15 protein-coding genes are annotated in these 22,088 nt (G+C 68.6%); 2 read left to right on the top strand and 13 right to left on the bottom strand.

Annotated elements, in window-relative coordinates:
* Positions 1-29 precede the first annotated feature (29 nt).
* From tuf to rpoB, 6 genes are all read right to left on the bottom strand, one after another.
* Positions 30-1,220: an elongation factor Tu gene (gene tuf, locus ACVWWH_RS01885; protein WP_066499550.1), complete on the bottom strand. Its 1,191-nt coding sequence runs from the start codon at positions 1,218-1,220 to the stop codon at positions 30-32.
* A 196-nt stretch (positions 1,221-1,416) separates the two neighbouring features.
* Entirely contained in the window at positions 1,417-3,531 is a 2,115-nt protein-coding gene (fusA, locus tag ACVWWH_RS01880) for an elongation factor G (RefSeq protein ID WP_066499552.1), read from the bottom strand.
* 74 nt (positions 3,532-3,605) lie between these two features.
* On the bottom strand, positions 3,606-4,076 hold the full coding sequence (gene rpsG / locus ACVWWH_RS01875) for a 30S ribosomal protein S7 (RefSeq protein ID WP_066499554.1): 471 nt from the start codon (positions 4,074-4,076) through the stop codon (positions 3,606-3,608).
* Positions 4,076-4,450 carry a 30S ribosomal protein S12 gene (gene rpsL / locus ACVWWH_RS01870; protein WP_043119407.1) on the bottom strand — a complete coding sequence of 125 codons (375 nt, stop codon included), beginning with the start codon at positions 4,448-4,450 and terminating at the stop codon, positions 4,076-4,078. The genes rpsG and rpsL overlap by 1 nt, the downstream gene beginning before the upstream one ends.
* 451 nt (positions 4,451-4,901) lie before the next feature.
* A complete protein-coding gene (locus ACVWWH_RS01865) occupies positions 4,902-8,801 on the bottom strand; it encodes a DNA-directed RNA polymerase subunit beta' (protein WP_457315405.1) in 3,900 nt (1,299 codons plus the stop codon).
* A gap of 58 nt (positions 8,802-8,859) precedes the next feature.
* Positions 8,860-12,360 (bottom strand): DNA-directed RNA polymerase subunit beta, encoded by a 3,501-nt coding sequence (gene rpoB / locus ACVWWH_RS01860; RefSeq protein ID WP_066499558.1) that lies wholly within the window; start codon positions 12,358-12,360, stop codon positions 8,860-8,862.
* 421 nt (positions 12,361-12,781) lie between these two features.
* Here rpoB and ACVWWH_RS01855 point away from each other — a divergent pair, with 421 nt between their 5' ends.
* Both ACVWWH_RS01855 and ACVWWH_RS01850 read left to right on the top strand, forming a co-directional pair.
* Complete coding sequence (locus ACVWWH_RS01855) at positions 12,782-13,969, top strand: acetyl-CoA C-acetyltransferase (RefSeq protein ID WP_066499564.1); 1,188 nt, start codon at positions 12,782-12,784, stop codon at positions 13,967-13,969.
* Positions 13,970-13,978: 9 nt separating this feature from the next.
* Positions 13,979-14,506, top strand: coding sequence for an aminoacyl-tRNA deacylase (locus ACVWWH_RS01850; RefSeq protein ID WP_457315404.1), 528 nt, complete (start codon positions 13,979-13,981; stop codon positions 14,504-14,506).
* Positions 14,507-14,769: 263 nt separating this feature from the next.
* Here ACVWWH_RS01850 and rplL read toward each other — a convergent pair whose 3' ends face one another.
* The 7 genes from rplL to narH form a co-directional block, all read right to left on the bottom strand.
* The gene (gene rplL / locus ACVWWH_RS01845) at positions 14,770-15,147 is read right to left on the bottom strand and encodes a 50S ribosomal protein L7/L12 (protein WP_066499568.1); all 378 of its coding nucleotides are present in this window, start codon (positions 15,145-15,147) and stop codon (positions 14,770-14,772) included.
* A 77-nt stretch (positions 15,148-15,224) separates the two neighbouring features.
* Positions 15,225-15,818 (bottom strand): 50S ribosomal protein L10, encoded by a 594-nt coding sequence (gene rplJ / locus ACVWWH_RS01840; protein WP_447419637.1) that lies wholly within the window; start codon positions 15,816-15,818, stop codon positions 15,225-15,227.
* A gap of 296 nt (positions 15,819-16,114) precedes the next feature.
* The gene (locus ACVWWH_RS01835; protein ID WP_457315403.1) at positions 16,115-17,650 is read right to left on the bottom strand and encodes an ATP-dependent DNA ligase; all 1,536 of its coding nucleotides are present in this window, start codon (positions 17,648-17,650) and stop codon (positions 16,115-16,117) included.
* A 61-nt stretch (positions 17,651-17,711) separates the two neighbouring features.
* The gene (locus ACVWWH_RS01830; protein WP_457315402.1) at positions 17,712-18,953 is read right to left on the bottom strand and encodes a nitrate/nitrite transporter; all 1,242 of its coding nucleotides are present in this window, start codon (positions 18,951-18,953) and stop codon (positions 17,712-17,714) included.
* A gap of 35 nt (positions 18,954-18,988) precedes the next feature.
* Positions 18,989-19,738, bottom strand: a complete 750-nt coding sequence (gene narI, locus ACVWWH_RS01825; protein WP_457315401.1) for a respiratory nitrate reductase subunit gamma — start codon at positions 19,736-19,738, stop codon at positions 18,989-18,991.
* On the bottom strand, positions 19,738-20,406 hold the full coding sequence (narJ, locus tag ACVWWH_RS01820) for a nitrate reductase molybdenum cofactor assembly chaperone (RefSeq protein ID WP_457315400.1): 669 nt from the start codon (positions 20,404-20,406) through the stop codon (positions 19,738-19,740). The genes narI and narJ overlap by 1 nt, the downstream gene beginning before the upstream one ends.
* Entirely contained in the window at positions 20,393-22,066 is a 1,674-nt protein-coding gene (gene narH / locus ACVWWH_RS01815) for a nitrate reductase subunit beta (RefSeq protein ID WP_457315399.1), read from the bottom strand. Before narH ends, narJ begins: the two co-directional genes overlap by 14 nt.
* Between the last annotated feature and the right edge of the window lie 22 nt (positions 22,067-22,088).

The raw sequence follows: 22,088 nt of genomic DNA, 5'->3' as shown, positions 1-22,088 counted from the left end.
GGCCCTCAGGCCAGCAGTTCCGCGAGGAACTACTTGATGATCTTGGTCACGCGGCCCGAGCCAACGGTCCGGCCACCCTCGCGGATGGCGAAGCCGAGGCCCTCTTCCATGGCGATGGGCTGGATGAGCTGAACGGTCATCTCAGTGTTGTCGCCGGGCATGACCATCTCGGTGCCCTCGGGGAGGGTGATGACGCCGGTCACGTCCGTGGTACGGAAGTAGAACTGCGGGCGGTAGTTCGAGTAGAACGGGTTGTGACGGCCGCCCTCGTCCTTGGAGAGGATGTAGACGTTCGCCTCGAAGTCGGTGTGCGGGGTGATGGAACCCGGCTTCACGACGACCTGGCCACGCTCGACGTCCTCGCGCTTGATGCCGCGGAGCAGGAGGCCACAGTTCTCGCCGGCCCACGCCTCGTCGAGCTGCTTGTGGAACATCTCGATACCGGTGACCGTGGTCTTCTGGACCGGGCGGATACCGACGATCTCGACCTCGGAGTTGAGGGCGAGGGTGCCACGCTCGGCGCGGCCGGTCACGACCGTGCCACGGCCGGTGATCGTGAAGACGTCCTCGATCGGCATGAGGAACGGCTTGTCGCGGTCACGGACCGGGTCCGGGATGTTCTCGTCGACGGCCTCCATGAGGTCCTCAACCGACTTGACCCACTTCGGGTCGCCCTCGAGAGCCTTGAGGCCCGAGACGCGGATGACCGGAGCGTTGTCGCCATCGAAGCCCTGCGAGGACAGGAGCTCACGGACCTCCATCTCGACGAGATCGAGGAGCTCCTCGTCGTCGACCATGTCGGCCTTGTTCAGCGCGACCAGCAGGTACGGCACGCCGACCTGGCGGGCGAGCAGAACGTGCTCGCGGGTCTGAGCCATCGGACCATCAGTCGCCGCAACCACGAGGATGGCGCCGTCCATCTGCGCCGCACCCGTGATCATGTTCTTGATGTAGTCAGCGTGGCCCGGAGCGTCGACGTGAGCGTAGTGGCGCTTCTCCGTCTGGTACTCGATGTGGGAGATGTTGATGGTGATGCCGCGCTGGCGCTCCTCAGGAGCGGAGTCGATCTGCGCGAAGTCGCGCTTCTCGTTGAGGTCGGGGTACTTGTCGGCAAGCACCTTCGAGATGGCAGCAGTCAGCGTCGTCTTGCCGTGGTCAACGTGGCCGATGGTGCCGATGTTGACGTGCGGCTTAGTCCGCTCGAACTTTGCCTTCGCCACTTGTTCCTCCTAGAACTGGATTCAGAAGACTGCTTCCAGCCGCGCCTTTCGCAACTGAAACTTGTGCAAGTCTACTGTGGGCTGTGTTTTTTCGTGAAATCACGCGGAAGTCGGCTCCCGCGCGGAGGGCGACCCGCCGCCGTCGTGCGTGCCGGCCCCTGGGGACCGGTGCCGGCGGCGGGCCGCGATCGGTGAACTACTCGCCGCGCGACTTCTGGATGATCTCGTCGGCGACGGCCTTCGGGACCTCGGAGTAGCTGTCGAACTGCATCGAGTAGACAGCACGTCCCTGGGTCTTCGAGCGAAGGTCGCCGATGTAGCCGAACATCTCGGACAGCGGCACGAGGGCGCGGATGACCTTGACGCCGACAGCGTCCTCCATGGCCTGGATCTGGCCACGGCGGGAATTCAGGTCGCCGATGACGTCGCCCATGTACTCCTCGGGCGTACGGACCTCGACGGCCATGAGCGGCTCGAGGAGCACCGGGTTGGCGCGGCGTGCGCCCTCCTTGAACACCTGCGAACCGGCGATCTTGAACGCCATCTCCGAGGAGTCGACGTCGTGGTAGGCGCCGTCGGTGAGCGACGCCTTCACGCCCACCATCGGGTAGCCCGCCAGGATGCCGAACTGCATGGCGTCCTGGATGCCCGCGTCCACGCTCGGGATGTACTCGCGCGGGACGCGACCGCCGGTGACGGCGTTCACGAACTCGTAGAACGTGCCCTCCGCCGTGTCGAGCGGCTCGAACGTGACCTGCACCTTCGCGAACTGGCCGGAACCGCCAGTCTGCTTCTTGTGCGTGTAGTCGACCTTCTCGACCTTCTTCTTGATGGTCTCGCGGTAGGCCACCTGCGGCTTGCCCACGTTGGCCTCGACCTTGAACTCGCGGCGCATGCGGTCCACCAGGATGTCCAGGTGGAGCTCGCCCATGCCGCCGATCTCGGTCTGGCCGGTCTCCTCGTTGAGGGAGACGGTGAACGTCGGGTCCTCAGCGGAGAGCTTCTGGATGGCGGTGGAGAGCTTCTCCTGGTCGCCCTTGGTCTTCGGCTCGATGGCCACGAAGATCACGGGCTCGGGGAAGGTCATCGACTCGAGGACGATCGGGTTCGCCATGTCGCACAGCGTGTCGCCGGTCGTGGTGTCCTTGAGGCCGATCACCGCGTAGATGTGGCCAGCGTGGAGCTCCTCGACGGGGTTCTCCTTGTTGGCGTGCATCTGGAAGAGCTTGCCGAGGCGCTCCTTCTTGCCCTTCGTCGAGTTCAGCACCTGCATGCCCGAGGTCGCCTTGCCCGAGTACACGCGGATGAAGTTGAGCTGGCCGAAGAACGGGTGCGAAGCGATCTTGAACGCCAGAGCGGAGAACGGCTCCTCCTCGCTCGGCTTGCGGGTCATCTCGACCGTCTCGTCCTTCGGGTCGTGACCGATCATGGCGGGCACGTCGAGCGGGGACGGGAGGTAGTCGATGACCGCGTCGAGCATCGGCTGGACGCCGCGGTTCTTGAACGCGGAGCCACAGAACACGGGGTAGATCTCCGAGTTGACCGTGAGCTTGCGGATGCCGGCCTTGAGCTCCTCGAGGGTGAGCTCCTCGCCCTCGAGGTACTTCTCCATGAGCTCCTCGGACGCCTCAGCGACGGCCTCGACGAGCTCGTGGCGGTACTGCTCGGCCTTCTCCTGCATGTCCGCGGGGATCTCGCGGGTCTCGTAGGAGGCACCCATGGTCACGTCGCCCTTGGCGTCGCCAGGCCAGACGAGGGCCTTCATGGTGAGCAGGTCCACGACGCCGATGAAGTCGCTCTCGGAGCCGATGGGCAGCTGCATGACGAGCGGCTTGGCACCGAGGCGCTTCACGATGGTGTCGACCGTGAAGTAGAAGTCGGCGCCGAGCTTGTCCATCTTGTTGACGAAGCAGATGCGCGGGACGTCGTACTTGTCGGCCTGGCGCCACACCGTCTCGGACTGCGGCTCGACGCCCTCCTTGCCGTCGAAGACGGCGACGGCGCCGTCGAGCACGCGCAGGGAGCGCTCGACCTCGACCGTGAAGTCCACGTGGCCGGGCGTGTCGATGATGTTGATCTGGTTGTTGTTCCAGAAGCAGGACACGGCGGCAGACGTGATGGTGATGCCGCGCTCCTTCTCCTGCTCCATCCAGTCGGTCGTCGAGGCGCCGTCGTGCGTCTCGCCGATCTTGTGCGTCATGCCCGTGTAGAAGAGAATGCGCTCGGTCGTGGTGGTCTTGCCGGCATCGATGTGCGCCATGATGCCGATGTTGCGGACCCTGCTGAGGTCGGTAAGCACGTCGAGTGCCACGGTGTCTCCCTGTTTGTCCTAAATGGCTGCACGTTCGCCGCCGGCCCTCGTGGGGCCGGCGGCGAACCCTGGCATTACCAGCGGTAGTGGGCGAAGGCCTTGTTGGACTCGGCCATCTTGTGCGTGTCCTCGCGGCGCTTCACAGCGGCACCGAGGCCGTTCGAGGCGTCCAGGATCTCGTTCTGGAGACGCTCGGTCATCGTCTTCTCGCGGCGGGCCTTCGAGTAGCCGACGAGCCAGCGGAGGGCCAGCGCGGTGGCGCGGCCGGGCTTGACCTCGACCGGGACCTGGTAGGTCGCGCCGCCGACGCGGCGGGAGCGGACCTCGAGGGTCGGGCGGACGTTGTCCATGGCCTTCTTGAGCGCCGCGACGGGGTCGTTGCCCGTCTTCTGGCGGGCGCCCTCGAGGGCACCGTAGACGATGCGCTCGGCCGTGGACTTCTTGCCGTCCACGAGGACCTTGTTGATGAGCTGCGTCACGAGCGGCGAACCGTAGACCGGGTCGACGACGAGAGGACGCTTCGGGGCAGGGCCCTTACGAGGCATTACTTCTTCTCCTTCTTGGCGCCGTAGCGGCTGCGGGCCTGCTGGCGGTTCTTGACACCCTGGGTGTCGAGGGCACCGCGGACGATCTTGTAGCGGACACCGGGAAGGTCCTTCACGCGGCCGCCGCGCACGAGCACGATCGAGTGCTCCTGGAGGTTGTGGCCGACGCCGGGGATGTAGGCCGTGACCTCGACGCCGCCGTTGAGGCGGACGCGCGCGACCTTGCGGAGCGCGGAGTTCGGCTTCTTCGGGGTCGTGGTGTACACACGGGTGCACACGCCACGACGCATGGGGCTGCCCTTGAGGGCAGGGGCCTTGGTCTTGGAGACCTTCGGCGTGCGGCCCTTCCGGACCAGCTGCTGAATAGTAGGCACTATCGCTCCGTCTTGTACTTGCGTACGTCGTTGAACTTCCGCCCACGTCTGCCCGTGATGGAGGGATTCGGTGGACGCTCTCGGTTGCTTCGCACTTCTGCGGCAACCGACCGTAGGCGTGCAAAAGTGTGGCATTCGTTGCGCACCAACCCCGCAACCCGGAAACAGGCTCCGTCGTCGCTGGGCCCCAGAGGGCTTTCCCGACGGCCTTCATCCACTGCCACACAGAAACAATCGAAGAAAGCCTATCACGGAGCGGGGGCAGGGCCGAATCGTCCCTCCCCCGCCTCCCGTCCCACCCGCCGAGGTCACCCCGTGGACGCGCGAGATCGGGCCTCCGGTCCCTGCCCGAGACGCACGAGGGCGGCTCCAGGCGGGCGGCCCGTGCTGGGACGCCGGACGGCCGGCACCCCGAGGGGTGCCGGCCGTCCGGTCTGGACCGTGCTGCGGATCAGCGGTAGTCGCCGCCCAGGTCGTAGTCGTCCAGCGGAATCGCGTGGAACTCCTGGACCCCGTCGCCGTTCAGCGGATCGTAGGCGAAGTCGCTGAAGGCGCTCGGACCGGTGAAGAGCGTCGCCTTGGCCTCCTCGGTGGGCTCGACCGTGATGTCGGTGTACCGGGGAAGACCCGTACCGGCCGGGATGAGCTTACCGATGATGACGTTCTCCTTGAGGCCCAGCAGCGGGTCGCTCTTGCCCTCCATGGCCGCCTGCGTGAGCACGCGGGTGGTCTCCTGGAAGGACGCGGCCGAGAGCCAGGACTCCGTGGCCAGCGAGGCCTTGGTGATGCCCATGAGCTCGGGACGGCCCGACGCCGGCCGCTTGCCCTCGGAGACCACGCGGCGGTTCTCGTCGCGGTAGCGGCGGCCCTCCGCGAGCTCGCCCGGCAGCAGATCCGTGTCGCCCGACTCGATGACCGTGACGCGGCGCAGCATCTGGCGGACGATGACCTCCACGTGCTTGTCGTGGATGCCGATGCCCTGGCTGCGGTACACGCCCTGGACCTCGTCGACGAGGAACTTCTGCGCCTCGCGCGGGCCCTGGATGCGCAGGACCTGCTTCGGGTCGACCGGGCCGTTGACGAGCTTCTGCCCGACGGTGACGCGGTCGCCGTCCTCGACGAGGAGACGCGCACGGCGGGAGACCGGGTAGGCGATCTCCTCGGTGCCGTCGTCCGGGGTGAGGACGATGCGCAGCTGCTTCTCGGTGTCCTCGATCGCCACGCGGCCTGCGGCCTCGGAGATCGGGGCCACACCCTTGGGGGTGCGGGCCTCGAAGAGCTCCTGGATACGGGGCAGACCCTGCGTGATGTCCTCGCCGCCGGACGCCGAGACGGCGCCACCGGTGTGGAACGTACGCATGGTGAGCTGCGTGCCGGGCTCGCCGATGGACTGCGCGGCGATGATGCCGACGGCCTCGCCGATGTCCACGAGCTTGCCGGAGGCCAGCGAGCGGCCGTAGCACTTGGCGCAGGTCCCGACCGCGGACTCGCACGTGAGGACCGAGCGGACCCGGATCTCCGTGATGCCCGCGTTGATGAGCTGGTTGATCAGCACATCGCCCAGGTCGGCGCCGGCCTCGGCGAGGACGGTGCCCTCGGAGTCCGTGACGTCCACCGCGAGCGTACGGGTGTAGGCCGTGTTCTCGACGTTCTCCTCGCGGGTGAGCTCGCCGTTGTGGTCGGCGACCGCGATCGTGACCATGAGGCCGCGCTCGGTGCCGCAGTCCTCCTCGCGCACGATCACGTCCTGCGAGACGTCGACGAGACGACGCGTCAGGTAGCCCGAGTTGGCGGTACGGAGGGCCGTGTCCGCCAGACCCTTGCGGGCACCGTGCGTGGCGATGAAGTACTCGAGCACCGACAGGCCCTCGCGGTACGAGGACTTGATCGGGCGCGGGATGATCTCGCCCTTCGGGTTCGCCACGAGGCCGCGGATACCGGCGATCTGGCGGACCTGCATCCAGTTGCCTCGGGCACCGGAGGAGACCATGCGGTTGATGGTGTTCATCTTCGGCATGGACTCGCGCATGACCGACGCGATCTCGGTGGTCGCCTTGTCCCAGATCTCGATGAGCTCGGAGCGGCGCTCCTCGTCGTCGATGAGACCACGGTCGTACTGGCTCTGGATCTTCGCCGCGCGGTCCTCGTAGCCGGCCAGGATCTCCGGCTTGGCCTCGGGGACGGCGATATCGGAGATCGCGACCGTGACACCCGAACGCGTGGCCCAGTGGAAGCCGGCGTCCTTGAGGTTGTCCAGGGTCTGCGCCACGACGACCTTCGGGTAGCGCTCGGCGAGATCGTTGACGATCTTCGAGAGCTGGCCCTTGTCCGCCACGGCCTCGACCCAGGGGTAGTCCTCGGGCAGGGTCTGGTTGAACACGACCTGGCCCAGCGAGGTGTCCACGAGCGCCGGCGTGCCGGGCTCCCAGCCCTCGGGCGCGGGACGGTCCTTCGAGGGCACGAAGCCCTCGAGCCGGATCTTCACCTGCGCGTTGAGGTGCAGCTCGCGCGCATCGTGCGCCATGATCGCCTCGGCCACCGAGGAGAACACCCGACCCTCGCCGGCCGCACCCTCACGCTTGGTGGTGAGGTGGTACAGGCCGATGATCATGTCCTGCGAGGGCAGGGTGACCGGACGGCCGTCCGACGGCTTGAGGATGTTGTTCGAGGAGAGCATCAGGATGCGCGCCTCCGCCTGGGCCTCGGGGCTCAGCGGCAGGTGCACAGCCATCTGGTCGCCGTCGAAGTCGGCGTTGAACGCCGCGCAGACGAGCGGGTGCAGCTGGATGGCCTTGCCCTCCACGAGCTGCGGCTCGAACGCCTGGATGCCGAGGCGGTGCAGGGTGGGTGCACGGTTGAGCAGCACCGGGTGCTCGGTGATGATCTCCTCGAGCACGTCCCAGACCTGCGGGCGGTACCGCTCCACCATGCGCTTGGCGCTCTTGATGTTCTGCGCGTGGTTGAGGTCCACGAGCCGCTTCATGACGAACGGCTTGAACAGCTCGAGTGCCATCTGCTTCGGCAGGCCGCACTGGTGCAGCTTCAGCTGCGGGCCGACGACGATGACCGAACGGCCCGAGTAGTCGACGCGCTTGCCGAGCAGGTTCTGGCGGAACCGGCCCTGCTTGCCCTTGAGCATGTCCGAGAGCGACTTGAGCGGGCGGTTGCCCGGACCCGTCACCGGACGGCCACGGCGGCCGTTGTCGAACAGCGAGTCCACGGCCTCCTGGAGCATGCGCTTCTCGTTGTTGACGATGATCTCCGGCGCACCGAGGTCAAGCAGGCGCTTGAGGCGGTTGTTGCGGTTGATCACGCGGCGGTACAGGTCGTTCAAGTCGGAGGTCGCGAAGCGGCCGCCGTCGAGCTGCACCATCGGGCGCAGCTCCGGCGGGATCACCGGGACGGCGTCCAGGACCATGCCGGTCGGCTTGTTCTCCGTGGTGAGGAACGCGTTGACGACCTTGAGGCGCTTGAGCGCACGGGTCTTCCGCTGGCCCTTGCCGTTCTGGATGATGTCGCGGAGCGATTCGGCCTCCGCCTCCAGATCGAAGGACTGGAGGCGCTTCTGGATCGCCTCGGCGCCCATCGAGCCCTCGAAGTACATCCCGTAGCGGTCACGGAGCTCGCGGTAGAGAGCCTCGTCGCCCTCGAGGTCGGCGACCTTGAGGTTCTTGAAGCGGTCCCACACGGCCTCGAGGCGCTCGATGTCGGCGTCCGCACGCTTGCGGATCGTGGCCATCGTCTTGTCGGCGAGGTCGCGGGCCTTCTTCTTGTCCGCGGCCTTGGCGCCCTCGGCCTCGAGCTTGCCGAGCTCGCCCTCGAGGTCGCGGGCAACAGCGGCGATGTCGGAGTCGCGGTTGTCGACGAGGCGCTTGCGCTCGAGGTCGTGCTCAGCCTGGAGGTTGGGCAGCTGCTCGTGGCGGCGCTCCTCGTCGACCCGGGTGATCATGTAGGCCGCGAAGTAGATGACCTTCTCGAGGTCCTTCGGGGCCAGGTCGAGCAGGTAGCCGAGGCGCGACGGGACGCCCTTGAAGTACCAGATGTGCGTCACGGGCGCGGCGAGCTCGATGTGGCCCATGCGCTCGCGGCGGACCTTGGCACGGGTGACCTCGACGCCGCAGCGCTCGCAGATGATGCCCTTGAAGCGGACGCGCTTGTACTTGCCGCAGTAGCACTCCCAGTCCCGCGACGGGCCGAAGATCTTCTCGCAGAAGAGGCCGTCCTTCTCGGGCTTGAGGGTGCGGTAGTTGATGGTTTCCGGCTTCTTCACTTCGCCGTGCGACCAGGTGCGGATGTCATCCGCGGTCGCCAGGCCGATCTGCATGAGGCCGAAGGAGGATTCGTTGGACAATGTGGTCCCTTATCTCTCGTGTCTCGAAAGTCTTGCTGCTGCCGGTGCCGGTGGAGGGTCAGACCTCTTCGACAGAGCTGGGCTCGTCGCGGGAGAGGTCGATGCCCAGTTCCTCCGCGGCAGTGAAGACTGCATCATCGGCGTCGCGCATCTCGATCGTCTGGCCGTCGGCGGAGAGGACCTCCACGTTCAGGCACAGCGACTGCATTTCCTTGATGAGGACCTTGAAGGACTCGGGGACGCCCGGCTCGGGGATGTTCTCGCCCTTGACGATCGCCTCGTAGACCTTCACACGGCCGTGGATGTCATCCGACTTGATCGTCAGGAGCTCCTGGAGCGTGTACGCCGCACCATAGGCCTCGAGGGCCCACACTTCCATCTCGCCGAAGCGCTGGCCGCCGAACTGCGCCTTACCACCGAGCGGCTGCTGGGTGATCATCGAGTACGGGCCAGTGGAACGCGCGTGGATCTTGTCGTCCACGAGGTGGTGCAGCTTCAGGATGTACATGTAGCCGACCGAGACCGGGTCCGGGAACGGCTCGCCGGAGCGGCCGTCGAACAGCTGGGCCTTGCCGGAGGCGCCGATGAGGCGCTCGCCGTCACGCGTGACGTTGGTGGAGTCGAGCAGGCCCGAGATCTCCTCCTCGCGGGCACCGTCGAACACCGGCGTGGCCAGGTTCTGGTTGGGGCCCGTCTCGCGCGGCATGTTCGGCAGGTTCTTGATCCACTCGGGCTCGCCCTCGACCTTCCAGCCGGTCTTGGCGATCCAGCCCAGGTGCAGCTCGAGGACCTGGCCGACGTTCATGCGGCCGGGGACGCCGAGCGGGTTCAGGACGACGTCCACCGGGGTCCCGTCGGCGAGGAACGGCATGTCCTCGACCGGCAGGATCTTGGAGATGACGCCCTTGTTGCCGTGGCGGCCGGCGAGCTTGTCGCCGTCGGTGATCTTGCGCTTGGCGGCCACGTACACGCGGACGAGCTGGTTCACGCCCGGGGGCAGCTCGTCGTCGTTGTCGCGGTCGAACACGCGCACGCCGATGACCGTGCCGGACTCGCCGTGGGGGACCTTGAGGGACGTGTCGCGCACCTCGCGCGACTTCTCGCCGAAGATCGCGCGCAGCAGGCGCTCCTCCGGGGTCAGCTCGGTCTCGCCCTTCGGGGTGACCTTGCCGACCAGGATGTCGCCAGCCTCGACCTCGGCGCCGATGTGGATGATGCCGCGCTCGTCGAGCTGGGCAAGCACCTCCTCGGACACGTTGGGGATGTCGCGCGTGATCTCCTCGGCACCCAGCTTGGTGTCGCGGGCATCGATCTCGTGCTCCTCGATGTGGATCGAGGACAGGACGTCCTCGGCCACGATCCGCTGGCTGAGGATGATCGCGTCCTCGAAGTTGTGGCCCTCCCACGACATGAACGCGACGAGGAGGTTCCGGCCGAGGGCGAGCTCGCCCTGGTCGGTGGCCGGCCCGTCGGCGATGATGCCGCCGAGCTCGAGGCGGTCGCCCTCGTTGACGAGCACACGGTGGTTGTAGCAGTTGCCCTGGTTGGAGCGGGAGAACTTGCCGATGCGGTAGTTCGTCTCCGTGCCATCGTCGTTGAGCATCACCACGAGGTCCGCGGAGACCTCGGTGACGACGCCCGCCTTCTTGGCCACGACGACGTCGCCCGCGTCCACCGCGGCCGAGCGCTCCATGCCGGTGCCGACGAACGGCGCCTCGGAGCGGACGAGCGGCACGGCCTGGCGCTGCATGTTCGCACCCATGAGGGCGCGGTTGGCGTCGTCATGCTCGAGGAACGGGATGAGGGCGGTCGCGACCGACACCATCTGGCGCGGGGAGACGTCCATGTACTCGACCTCGTCGGCCGGGACGAGCGTGGGCTCGCCGCCGCCGCCGCGCTGGCGGACCAGGACCATCTCCTCGGCGAAGGAGCCGTCCTCGTTCAGCGGCGAGTTCGCCTGGGCGATCTGCACCTCGGCCTCGTCGTCGGCCGTGAGGTAGTCGACCTGGTCCGAGACGATCCCGTTGGACACCTTGCGGTACGGGGTCTCGATGAAGCCGAACGGGTTGATGCGCCCGTAGGACGCGAGCGAGCCGATGAGGCCGATGTTCGGGCCTTCAGGGGTCTCGATGGGGCACATGCGGCCGTAGTGCGACGGGTGCACGTCGCGGACCTCCATGCCCGCGCGGTCGCGGGACAGGCCGCCGGGGCCGAGCGCCGAGAGGCGGCGCTTGTGGGTCAGGCCCGAGAGCGGGTTGTTCTGGTCCATGAACTGCGAGAGCTGGGAGGTTCCGAAGAACTCCTTGATCGCAGCGACGACCGGACGGATGTTGATCAGGGTCTGCGGCGTGATCGCCTCGACGTCCTGCGTGGTCATGCGCTCGCGGACCACGCGCTCCATGCGGGACAGGCCGGTGCGGACCTGGTTCTCGATGAGCTCGCCGACCGCGCGGATGCGGCGGTTGCCGAAGTGGTCGATGTCGTCGACCTCGACGCGGACGTCGATCTCCTCGCCGTCGCGGGTGCCCTTGATCGACTTCTCGCCGGCGTGGAGCGCCACGAGGAACTTGATCATGGCGACGATGTCCTCGATGTGGAGGATGGACGCCGTCGGGTCCGAGAGCGGGCGGTCGATGCCGAGCTTGCGGTTGATCTTGTAGCGGCCGACCTTCGCGAGGTCGTAGCGCTTGACGTTGAAGTACAGGTTGTCAAGCAGGGACTGCGCGGCGTCGACCGTCGGCGGCTCGCCCGGACGGAGCTTGCGGTAGATGTCGAGGAGGGCGTCCTCGCGGGTCTCCGTGGTGTCCTTCTCGAGGGTCGCGCGGATCGAGTCGTACTCGCCGAACTCCTCGAGGATCTGGCCCTCGGTCCAGCCGAGCGCCTTGAGCAGGACGGTCACGGACTGCTTGCGCTTGCGGTCGAGGCGCACGCCGACCTGGTCGCGCTTGTCGATTTCGAGCTCGAACCAGGCGCCGCGCGAGGGGATGATCTTCGCCGTGAAGATGTCCTTGTCGCTCGTCTTGTCCGCGGTGCGCTCGAAGTACGCGCCCGGGGAGCGGACGAGCTGGGAGACGACGACACGCTCGGTGCCGTTGACGACGAACGTGCCCTTGTCCGTCATGAGCGGGAAGTCGCCCATGAACACGGTCTGCTGCTTGATCTCGCCCGTGTTGTTGTTCATGAACTCGGCCTTGACGTACAGCGGGGCCGAGTAGGTGGCGTCGCGGTCCTTGCACTCCGCCATGGTGAACTTCGGATCGGCGAACTCCGGGTCCGAGAAGCTCAGGGACATGGTGCCCTGGAAGTCCTCGATCGGGGAGATCTCCTCGAAGATGTCCGAGAGGCCGGACGTCGTCGCCACACTGTCGTCGCCCTTCGCCTGGGCCTCGGCCACGCGGGCCTGCCAGCGCTCGTTGCCGACGAGCCAGTCGAAGCTCTCGGTCTGGAGGGCGAGGAGATTCGGAACATCCAGCGGTTCGTGAATCTTGGCGAATGAGAGCCGGCGGTTTGCACCGTCGGTGGTAGCGGTTTGGGTTTCAGAGGTGCTCGAGGCGACCAAGAGGGATCCTTCCACAGACCTTCAGGATTGTCCGCACCCTCCCCCGACGGGGCCTTGGCCCGCAGAACCTCATGGTTGACCGCGTGACCGTCCCGAGAGCCCACCGCTATATGAAGGCACCACCGGTTAACAGCTGTTAAAAGGGAGAACGCAAAGATTTACCATACCGCAGATGGGCGCACGTGTCTACCGCACACCGCGCGTCGGGTCAAGTGTCCCGCTGGCATCGCCTTGAATCACCCTCGATTCGGCCGCCGTACGAACAGGTCGCGAACCACACTGTACACCCGGCATCCGCCGGCGTCCGGTGGGCGGCCTCCGGCGCTGCCGGGGACCCATGGCTGTAGCCTGATGGACACCACAGGGCTCCGGGGCGCATCCCGGGGACCCGCAGGCACGTCAGATCCGGGAGCGAAGCACCATGAGCAACGACGACGTCGTCATCCTCTCCGCAGCTCGCACGCCGCTGGGCCGCCTCAACGGCCAGCTCGTCTCCTTCACCGCGGTGGAGCTCGGGACCCACGCGATCAGGGCCGCGATCGGTCGCGCCGGAATCGGCGCCGAGGCCGTGGACGCCGTGATCATGGGCCAGGTGCTCCAGGCGGGCGCCGGGCAGAACCCCGCGAGGCAGAGCGCGATCGCGGCGGGCATCGGCTGGGACGTGCCGTGCGTGACCATCAACAAGGTCTGCCTCTCCGGTCTCACCGCCGTGATCGACGCGGCCCGGATGATCCGCGCCGGGGACGCGACCGTGGTGGTGGCCGGCGGCCAGGAGTCGATGTCCCGTGCCCCGCACGTGCTCCCCGGCTCCCGCCAGGGCTGGACCTACGGCACGGTCGGCGCCCTCGACGTCGCCGCCCACGACGGCCTGACGGATGCGTTCGACGGGCAGTCGATGGGCCTGTCCACCGAGATGCGGAACCTGGCCCTCGGCATCGGCCGAGACGCCCAGGACGAGGTCGCCGCCGCCTCCCACGTGCGCGCCGCGGTCGCCCAGAAGGAGGGCGTGTTCGACGACGAGATCGCCCCGATCGAGGTCAAGCAGCGCAAGGGGGACCCGATCCTCCTGTCCGCGGACGAGGGGGTCAGGCCCAACACCTCCCGCGAGACCCTCGCCCCGCTGCGGCCCGCGTTCGCGACCGATGGCACCATCACCGCGGGCAACTCCTCGCCGCTCTCCGACGGCGCCGCGGCCCTGGTCCTGACCAGCCGCGCCTACGCCGAGGAGCACGGTCTTGATTGGCTCGCCGTGGTGGGCAGGCCGGGGCAGGTGGCCGGCCCCGACAACTCGCTCCACTCGCAGCCGTCCCACGCCATCTCGCAGGCCCTCTCCCGCGCTCAGTGGAGCACCGCGGACCTCGACTTCATCGAGATCAACGAGGCCTTCGGCTCGGTGGCCGTCCAGTCGCTCAAGGACCTCGACTACCCGCTCGAGAAGTGCAACATCCACGGCGGCGCGATCGCCCTCGGCCACCCGATCGGCGCCTCGGGCGCCCGGCTCGCCGGCCACGCCGCGCACGAGCTCGCCCGGCGCGGCTCCGGCAAGGCCGCGGTGGCCCTCTGCGGCGGCGGCGGGCAGGGCGAGGCCCTGCTCCTCTACCGGGACTGAGGGGCAGCCATGACGCACGACGGCGCGGGGCCGGCTCCCGCGGCAGGCGAGGGGCCGGCGTCGGCCGCCTCAGGCGACGGCCACGCGAGGTTCCTCGCCGACGCCGCCGCCCACGGGATCGACGTCCAGGTGGCCGAGCGCGGGCGCGCCCGCAGCCTCGAGGAGGCGGCGGCGAACCTCGGGATCGAGCCGCGGGAGATCGTGAAGTCGCTCGTGGTCAAGCACCCGGACGGCTCGTTCCTGTTCGCGCTCATCCCGGGCGACCGGCAGATCTCCTGGCCCAAGCTCCGGGGACTGCTCGGGGTCAACCGGCTCTCGATGCCGCCCGCTGACGTGGCCCTTGCGGCGACCGGGTACGAGCGCGGCACCATCACGCCCCTGGGGTCCTCGACGCCGTGGCCGGTGTCGGCCGACGCGTCGATCTCGGGGCGCATCTCCCTCGGGGCCGGAGCGCACGGGCTGAGCGCGTTCGTGGACGCCTCGGAGCTGCTCGCGGCGCTGGGGGCGACGATCGCCGACATCAGCGAGCCCGCCTGACCCCCAGGCCGGTGGCAGTCCACGTTTCGCCCAGGAGTGCGCCTTCTGTGGACTGCAGGACGAGAAGTGAACTTCCGCAGCTCGCTCGTGCGAGACGTGAACTGTTGCACCACGGTGCGTGCGCAGAGGGCCCCGGGGGGACCTCGCACTCCCCCGGGTGACCTCGGCGGGGTGAGGGGCGGAGACGCGGAAGGGCCCCGCGGTCCGTGTGGACTGCGGGGCCCTTCGTCCAGAGCCGGGGCTCCGGATCAAGCGGGTAGAACCTACTTGAGGGTGACCGTGGCGCCGGCGGCCTCGAGGGTCTCCTTGGCCTTGTCGGCAGCCTCCTTGGTCGCGCCCTCGAGGACGGCCTTGGGGGCCGAGTCGACGAGGTCCTTGGCCTCCTTCAGGCCGAGGGAGGTCAGGGCGCGCACCTCCTTGATGACCGCGATCTTCTTGTCGCCAGCGGCCTCGAGGATGACGTCGAAGGAGGTCTTCTCCTCCTCGGCAGCGGCCTCGCCGCCGGCAGCGGGGCCCGCGACGGCCACGGCAGCAGCGGTGACCTCGAAGACCTCCTCGAACTTCTTCACGAACTCGGAGAGCTCGATGATGGAGAGCTCCTTGAAGGCCTCGATCAGCTCGTCCTGGGTGAGCTTCGCCATGGTTGGCGTCCTTTCACTTGGGTGGCGTCCGCCCGCAGTGGGCGGGGCGCCGAGAATATGGGGGTGGGGGAAGAGAATCAGTTCTCTTCGGCAGCGGCCGGGGCGGCCTCGGCGTCAGCCGGAGCCTCCTCAGCAGCGGGGGCCTCGGACTCGGCAGCGGGAGCCTCGGCGGCAGCCGGAGCGCCGCCCTCCTCCTCGAGCTTGAGACGCAGGGCGTCGATGATGCGCGCAGCCGCGGCCATGGGCGCCTTGAGGACACCCGCAACCCGTGCGAGCTGCAGCTCGCGGGACTCCAGGGCCGCCAGTGCGGCGACCTCGCTCGCGTCGAGCGCCTTGCCCTCGAAGAAGCCGGTCTTGATGACCAGCTGCTTGTTGTCCTTGGCAAAGTCGGTCAGGCTCTTGGCGGCCGCAACGGCGTCACCCTTGATGAACGCGATCGCGGTGGGGCCGGCGAGCTGGCCGTCGAACGCGTCGACACCCGCTTCCTTGGCAGCGATGGCGGTCAGGGAGTTCTTGACGACCGAGAACTTGTTGTCGGTGCCGAGCGCACGACGCAGCTTCTTGAGCTGGGCGACGGAGAGCCCACGGTATTCGGTCAGGACTGCAGCGTTCGACTCCTGGAAATCCTTGGTGATCTCCTCGACAGCTGCCACCTTGGTAGGCGTTGCCATAACCCTCCTTCCGGGGAACAGAAGCCGGTGGGGGCGGGCCCGTGAAACGTCGAACGCCCCGCGCAAGTGCACGGGGCGTGGTCTGCGCGGCCTGGGGCCGCGAGCATTCGCTCAGTTCACCTGCGCAGGCCGCCCCACGAAATCGGGGACCTTCGGTGGAGGTGCGGGCCGCTTCTCGGCACACACGATCCAACGACCGGCGGTCTTTGGTGCTTCAACTGTACGGGACGATCCTCGGCCCGGCCAAATCGGGGGATCAACGACGCCGGCCGCGCACCCATCGCGGCCCCGCCCGCCTACGTCAGCAGAGACCGCAGCGACTGGATGGTGTCGGCAGCCGCGGGGTCCTTGTCCTCCCGGTACCGCTTCACGCGCGCGAACCGCAGTGCGACGCCGCCGGGGTAGCGGCTCGACCGCTGCACGCCGTCGATGGCGATCTCGACGACCGTGGTGGGCTCGACGAAGACCGTGTGGCCGTCGCGGCGCGCCTCGATGTCCAGGAACCGTTCGGTCTGCCACCGCAGGAGCTCGTCCGTGAGGCCCTTGAACGTCTTCCCGACCATCACGAGGCTGCCGGGCTCGCCGAACTCGCCGCTCGGATCGTAGGCGCCGAGATGAAGGTTCGAGAGCCAGCCCTGCCGGCGGCCGCTGCCCCACTCTGCGGCGAGCACCACGAGGTCGTACGTCGCCACCGGCTTGACCTTGATCCAGCTCGAGCCCCGGCGCCCGGCAGAGTAGAGGGAGCCGATGGCCTTCACCACCACCCCTTCGTGGCCGGCGGCGAGCGCTTCCCGGGAGATCCGTTCGGCCGTGTCCGGGTCGGCGGTGACCTCGCCCGGGACGATGAGGCCCGGCGCGACCCTCGCCAGCTCGGCGCGGCGCACGGCCAGGGGCTCGTCGAGGAGGTCACGCCCGTCGACGTGCAGCACGTCGAAGAACCAGGGGTGCAGGACGGCATCGCGCGCCCGCTCGGCGCCGAAGCGGGACATGGTCTCCTGGAACGGCCTGGGCGCCCCGCCCTCATCGAGGGTGAGCGTCTCGCCGTCGAGGATGGCCTCGCGCACGGGCAGCGCACGCACCACGTCGACGACCTCGGGCACCCGGTGGGTGACGTCGGCCAGGCTCCGGGTGAAGACGCGCACGTCGTCGCCTGAGCGGTGGACCTGGATCCGGGCGCCGTCGAGCTTGAACTCGACCGAGGCCTCCCCGGTGGCGGCCAGGGCCTCGGCGGGCGTCGCCGCCGAGGCGGCGAGCATGGGCAGCACCGGCCGGCCGACGAGGAGGCCGACGCCGCGCAGGTCCTCCTCGGTCCCCATGAGCGCGATCCGCGCCGTCTCCCCCAGATCGCCCGAGAGCATCGCCGCGCGCCGGACCAGCGCGGCCGGCCAGCCCCCGGCGCGCGCGAGAGCGTCCACGAGCACGCCCTCGAGGGCCCCCGTGCGCAGCTCGCCGAGCAGCACGCCGACGACGAACCGCTGCTCGCGTTCCGTGGCGCGCCGCAGGAACGCTGCCAGCAGCCCGGTGCGCACCGCCTCGGACCCCGCCCCCGATGTCGCGGCGAGGCGGTCGAGCAGTGCGTCGAAGCCTTCCACCGTGATCGAGGGCTGGGCTGCGGGCGGTGCCTCGCCGCGGGTGCGGGAGAGCCCGCGCCAGCCGACGCCGACGCGGCCCTGGCGCGGCTTCCCGACGAGCATGGCGACGGCGGTGCCGACCTCGCGTGGGGACTCCTCGGCGATGCGGCGCAGTAGTCCCGCGAGCGCCTCGACCTTGGCCTTCCGGGAACGGGTGGACGCGACCGCGTCGGCGGTGGAGACTAGCTCGGCGAGCAGCATGGGCCCAGTCTCGCACTCGGGGGCGCGGGGACATGACCCCTCAACGCAGGGACATGACCCCTCAACGGGATTGGACTGCGCGGCTGCGGCCCATGAGGGCCGCCAGCACGAGGGCCACGAGCGCCGTGGCGACGAGGAGCAGCAGACCGATCGCGTACGAATGCTGCTGTGCGTTGTACGTGGCTCCCATGACTAGCGGCGGGAAGTACCCGCCGAGGCCCCCGGCCGCGCTGACGACCCCGGTGACCGCGCCGACCGTCCCCGCAGGAGCCTGCCTGCCGACCCAGGCGAAGACGCCACCGGTGCCGAGGCCGAGCGCCGCAGCCATGGCCAGGAAGGTCAGCCCCGTGGGGACCTCGGGGGGCGGCTGCATGTTCACGACGAAGGCCAGGACCGCGACACCGGCGAGCGAGACGAGCACCACCGACCTCGGCCCGATGCGGTCGGCGATGATGCCGCCGATCGGCCGTGCGATGACAGCCGCGAGTGCGAAGCCTGCCGTGCGCGTCCCGGCGGCCGTGAGGTCGAAGCTGTAGATGTCCCTCAGGTACGTGGGCAGATAGGTGCTGAACGAGACGAAGCCGCCGAAGACCACGGCGTAGAGGAAGCAGAGCTGCCAGGTGACGGGCATCTTGGCGGCGGCGACGAGCTTGCCGAAGCTGCCGTGCGTGACCGGGGTCCACGTCGGGGACTCGCGCATGAAGAAGAAGACGATCACCGCCGTGACCACGAGGAGGACGGCGATGATGACGTGCGTGGGCCAGTAGCCGAAGGCCGTCACCAGTCGGGGAGTCAGGAAGGCTGAGAGGGCCGTGCCGCCCATGCCCATCCCGAAGATGCCGGTCGCGAACCCCTGCCGGGTCTTCGGGTACCACGCTGCCGAGAACGGGATTCCGGCGGTGAACACGGTTCCCGCGACGCCGAGGAAGAACCCGACGCCGAGCAGGAGCCCGTATGACTTCAGGCTGCCAGCGAGCGCGACGAGCAGGACGAGAGGGGCGGTCAGCACGAGGATGGTTATCAGGAGGCGCCGGCCGCCGAACTTGTCGGTCAGGACGCCGACGGGCACGCGGCCGACCGCGCCGACGAGCACTGGCATCGCGACGAGCGCGCCCGTCTGCGCCGCGTTGAGCCCTAGGTCATGCGCGTAGCGGGTGCCGAGGGGCGCGATCACCGTCCAGCCCCAGAAGCCCACCACCGAGGCGAGGGTGGCCAGGGTCAGGTTGCGGGCTGCGCCGGGCCGTGCCGTGTCCAGGGCGGCGGCACCGGCCGTGGGGCGGGGAGAGGGATCTCGTGTGCTCACTGTTCCTCCTGGCGTCTGGCGGCCTGGGCCTGTGCTCAGCGGTCCCGGTCGCGGGTGCCGGTGGTCTCCCAGCCTCGCCGGGTGCGGCGGGCGCCGGGCGACGCACCCTCGTCACGGGTGCGGTAGACGATGTAGGGCCGGAACAGGTAGTGAAACGGGGCCGTGAGCGCGTGGACGAGCCGGGTGAACGGCCACAGGGCGAAGAGCGCCATGCCCACGAGGGTGTGCCACTTGAACTCCATCGGCGCCGCCGCCATGGAGGCGACGTCGGGCTGGAACACGAACAGCGACCGGAACCAGGGGCTCACAGTCTCCCGGTAGTCGAAGGCGGCCGAGCCGGGCTGGGCCGCCGAGACGAGCGTGGTCCACACCCCGAGGGCGATCGCGCCGACGAGGAAGACGTACATCGCCTTGTCGTTGCGGGTGGTCGCCATGAACACCGGCCCCGTGCGGCGCCGCCGGACGATGAGCAGCACGATGCCCGCCAGCGTGGAGACTCCCGCAATGAGGCCCACGGAGAGCGCGAGCGCGTGGTAGAGCGCCTCGGACATGCCGACGGCCTGGGTCCAGGCCTTGGGGATCACCAGCCCCACGAAGTGCCCCGCGATGACGAAGACCAGCCCGTAGTGGAAGAGCGGGGATCCGATCCGCAGCAGCCGGGACTCGTACAGCTGCGAGGAGCGGGTGGTCCAGCCGAACTGGTCGTACCGGTACCGCCAGATGCTGCCGCCCACCAGGATGAGCACCATGAGGTACGGGGCAACGCCCCAGAGCAGGACGTCCATCAGCGCGCTCCTTCCGCAAGCTCCCGCGGCGCCCCGGACCGTCGCTCGGCGAGCGGCAGGAGCCGGGGGTCGAACGGTTCGAGGCCTACCTGCTCGACGGGCGGCGGCCCGGCGAGCGCCATCGCCTCTGCCCGACTGGTGGGCGAGGGGCCAGGAAGCGTTGCGCAGACGGCCTCGAGGACAGGGGCGTACACGGGCGAGTCGGCGGCCAGTTCGATCCGCAGCAGCTCGACGCTGGCCCGGTACTCCTGGAGGAGCTCACGGCCGGCGGCGAAGTCCACGCGCGCGGTGAACTCCAGGACGAGGGGCAGGAAGTCCGGCAGCTCGCCGCCCAGGTTCACAAGCCAGCCGCTCTCCCGATAGCGCTGCTTGAACTTCCCGAGCGTCTCGCCGCGACGCCTCGTGTCGCCATCCGTCCAATAGGACAGATGGAGGGCGTGCCTGCGCGAGAGGTCGAAGGTATCGACGTAGCGGCGACAGGCGACCGCCTCGCCGTTGTCCGCGATCTGCGCCGCGGTCCCCTCGAGGAGCCGCGGCAGCGGTCCGGGAAGCTCGGCGAGCGCCGCGCGCACCGTAGGCAGCATCCCGCGGAGGCGGGGACCCGGGTAGTCGAGCAGCGCAGCGGCCGCCGCGTACAGGACGCGGCGGTGAGAGTCACTCGCTCGCACTGCCGTCCCCCTTCGGCGGGAAGATGCCTTCCGGGACACCGCGGCCGTCCCAGTTGAGCAGGTTCACGCGGCCGCGCAGGGACCCGGGCTGGACCTCGCTGTCGGTGGTCTGGCGCTCCTTGAGCGCATAGAACGTCTCGACGGCGACCGGCACAGGCTTGCCGCTGCCCTCGCCGAAGGCGTCCGAGGGGTACATGCCGGGCCCGTCCTCGAAGTCGAGGGAGCACCCCATCTCCTCGAGGTTGTGCGCCTGCTCCACGTGCGCGGTCGGGATGACGTAGCGCTCGGCGTACTTGGCGATGGCCATGAGCCGGTACATCTCCTGGACCGTCTTCCCCTCCATGCCGATGTTGGCGGCGATCGACTCGTCAGCCCCCGTTCCGAGGGAGATCCCCCGCATGTAGGCCCTCATGCCGGCCAGTCGACGCAGGACGCCGTCGATGACCTCCGTGTCCCCGGCGGTGAACAGTTCGGCGAGGTAGGCCGAAGGGATCCGCAGCGCGTCGATCGCGCCGAAGAGGGTGCCGGCGGCCTCGGCGTCGTGTCCCTGGCTCGAGAGCAGGTCGACGATCGGGGAGAGTGGGGGGATGTACCAGACCATCGGCATGGTGCGGTACTCGGGGTGCAGGGGAAGGGCCACCCGGTAGACCTTGGCCAGCTTGTAGATCGGGGACCGCCGCGCCGCGTCCATCCAGTCCTCCGGGATCCCGGCGTGGCGCGCGGCCGCGATGACCTCCGGGTCGTTGGGGTCGAGGAGCAGGTCGAGCTGGGCCTGGTAGAGGTCCTTCGGATCGGGGGTCGAGGCCGCCGCCGTGACGGCATCGGCGTCGTACAGGAAGATCCCCAAGTACCGCAGACGGCCCACGCACGTCTCGGAGCACACGGTGGGCAGCCCGATCTCGATGCGGGGATAGCAGAAGGTGCACTTCTCGGCCTTGCCGCTCTTGTGGTTGAAGTACATCTTCTTGTAGGGGCATCCCGTGATGCACTGGCGCCAGCCGCGGCAGCGGTCCTGGTCCACGAGCACGATCCCGTCCTCGGCCCGCTTGTAGATCGCGCCCGAGGGGCACGAGGCCATGCACGAGGGGTTCAGGCAGTGCTCGCAGATGCGCGGCAGATAGAACATGAAGGTCTTCTCGAACTCGAACTTGATCTTCTCGTTCGACTCAGTGCGCAGCTTCGCGACGATGGGATCGAGCTCTCCGTTCTGCATGGACCCACCGAGGTCGTCGTCCCAGTTGGCGCTCCACGTGATCTTCGTGTCCTCGCCGGTGATGAGGGACTTGGGGCGTGCCACGGGAAAGTCGTCGCCGAGGGGCGCCTCGATGAGCGTCTTGTAGTCATAGGTCCAGGGTTCGTAGTAGTCCGCGAGCTCGGGCTGGACTGGACTCGCGAAGATGCCGAGGAGCTTCTTCACGCGGCCACCGCCCTTGAGGCGGAGGCGCCCACGCCGGTTCAGCTCCCACCCGCCGCGCCATCGCTCCTGGTCCTCGTACCTGCGCGGATAGCCCTGTCCGGGCCTCGTCTCGACATTGTTGAACCAGACGTACTCCGTGCCGGCGCGGTTGGTCCACGCCTGCTTGCACGTCACCGAGCACGTGTGGCACCCGATGCACTTGTCCAGGTTCATCACCATGCCGACTTGGGCCATGATCCTCATGACGCCCTCCCCTGCGTGCGGC

The sequence above is a fragment of the Sinomonas sp. RB5 genome, from assembly GCF_054063535.1.
This window is presented reverse-complemented; position numbering and strand designations above follow the sequence as displayed.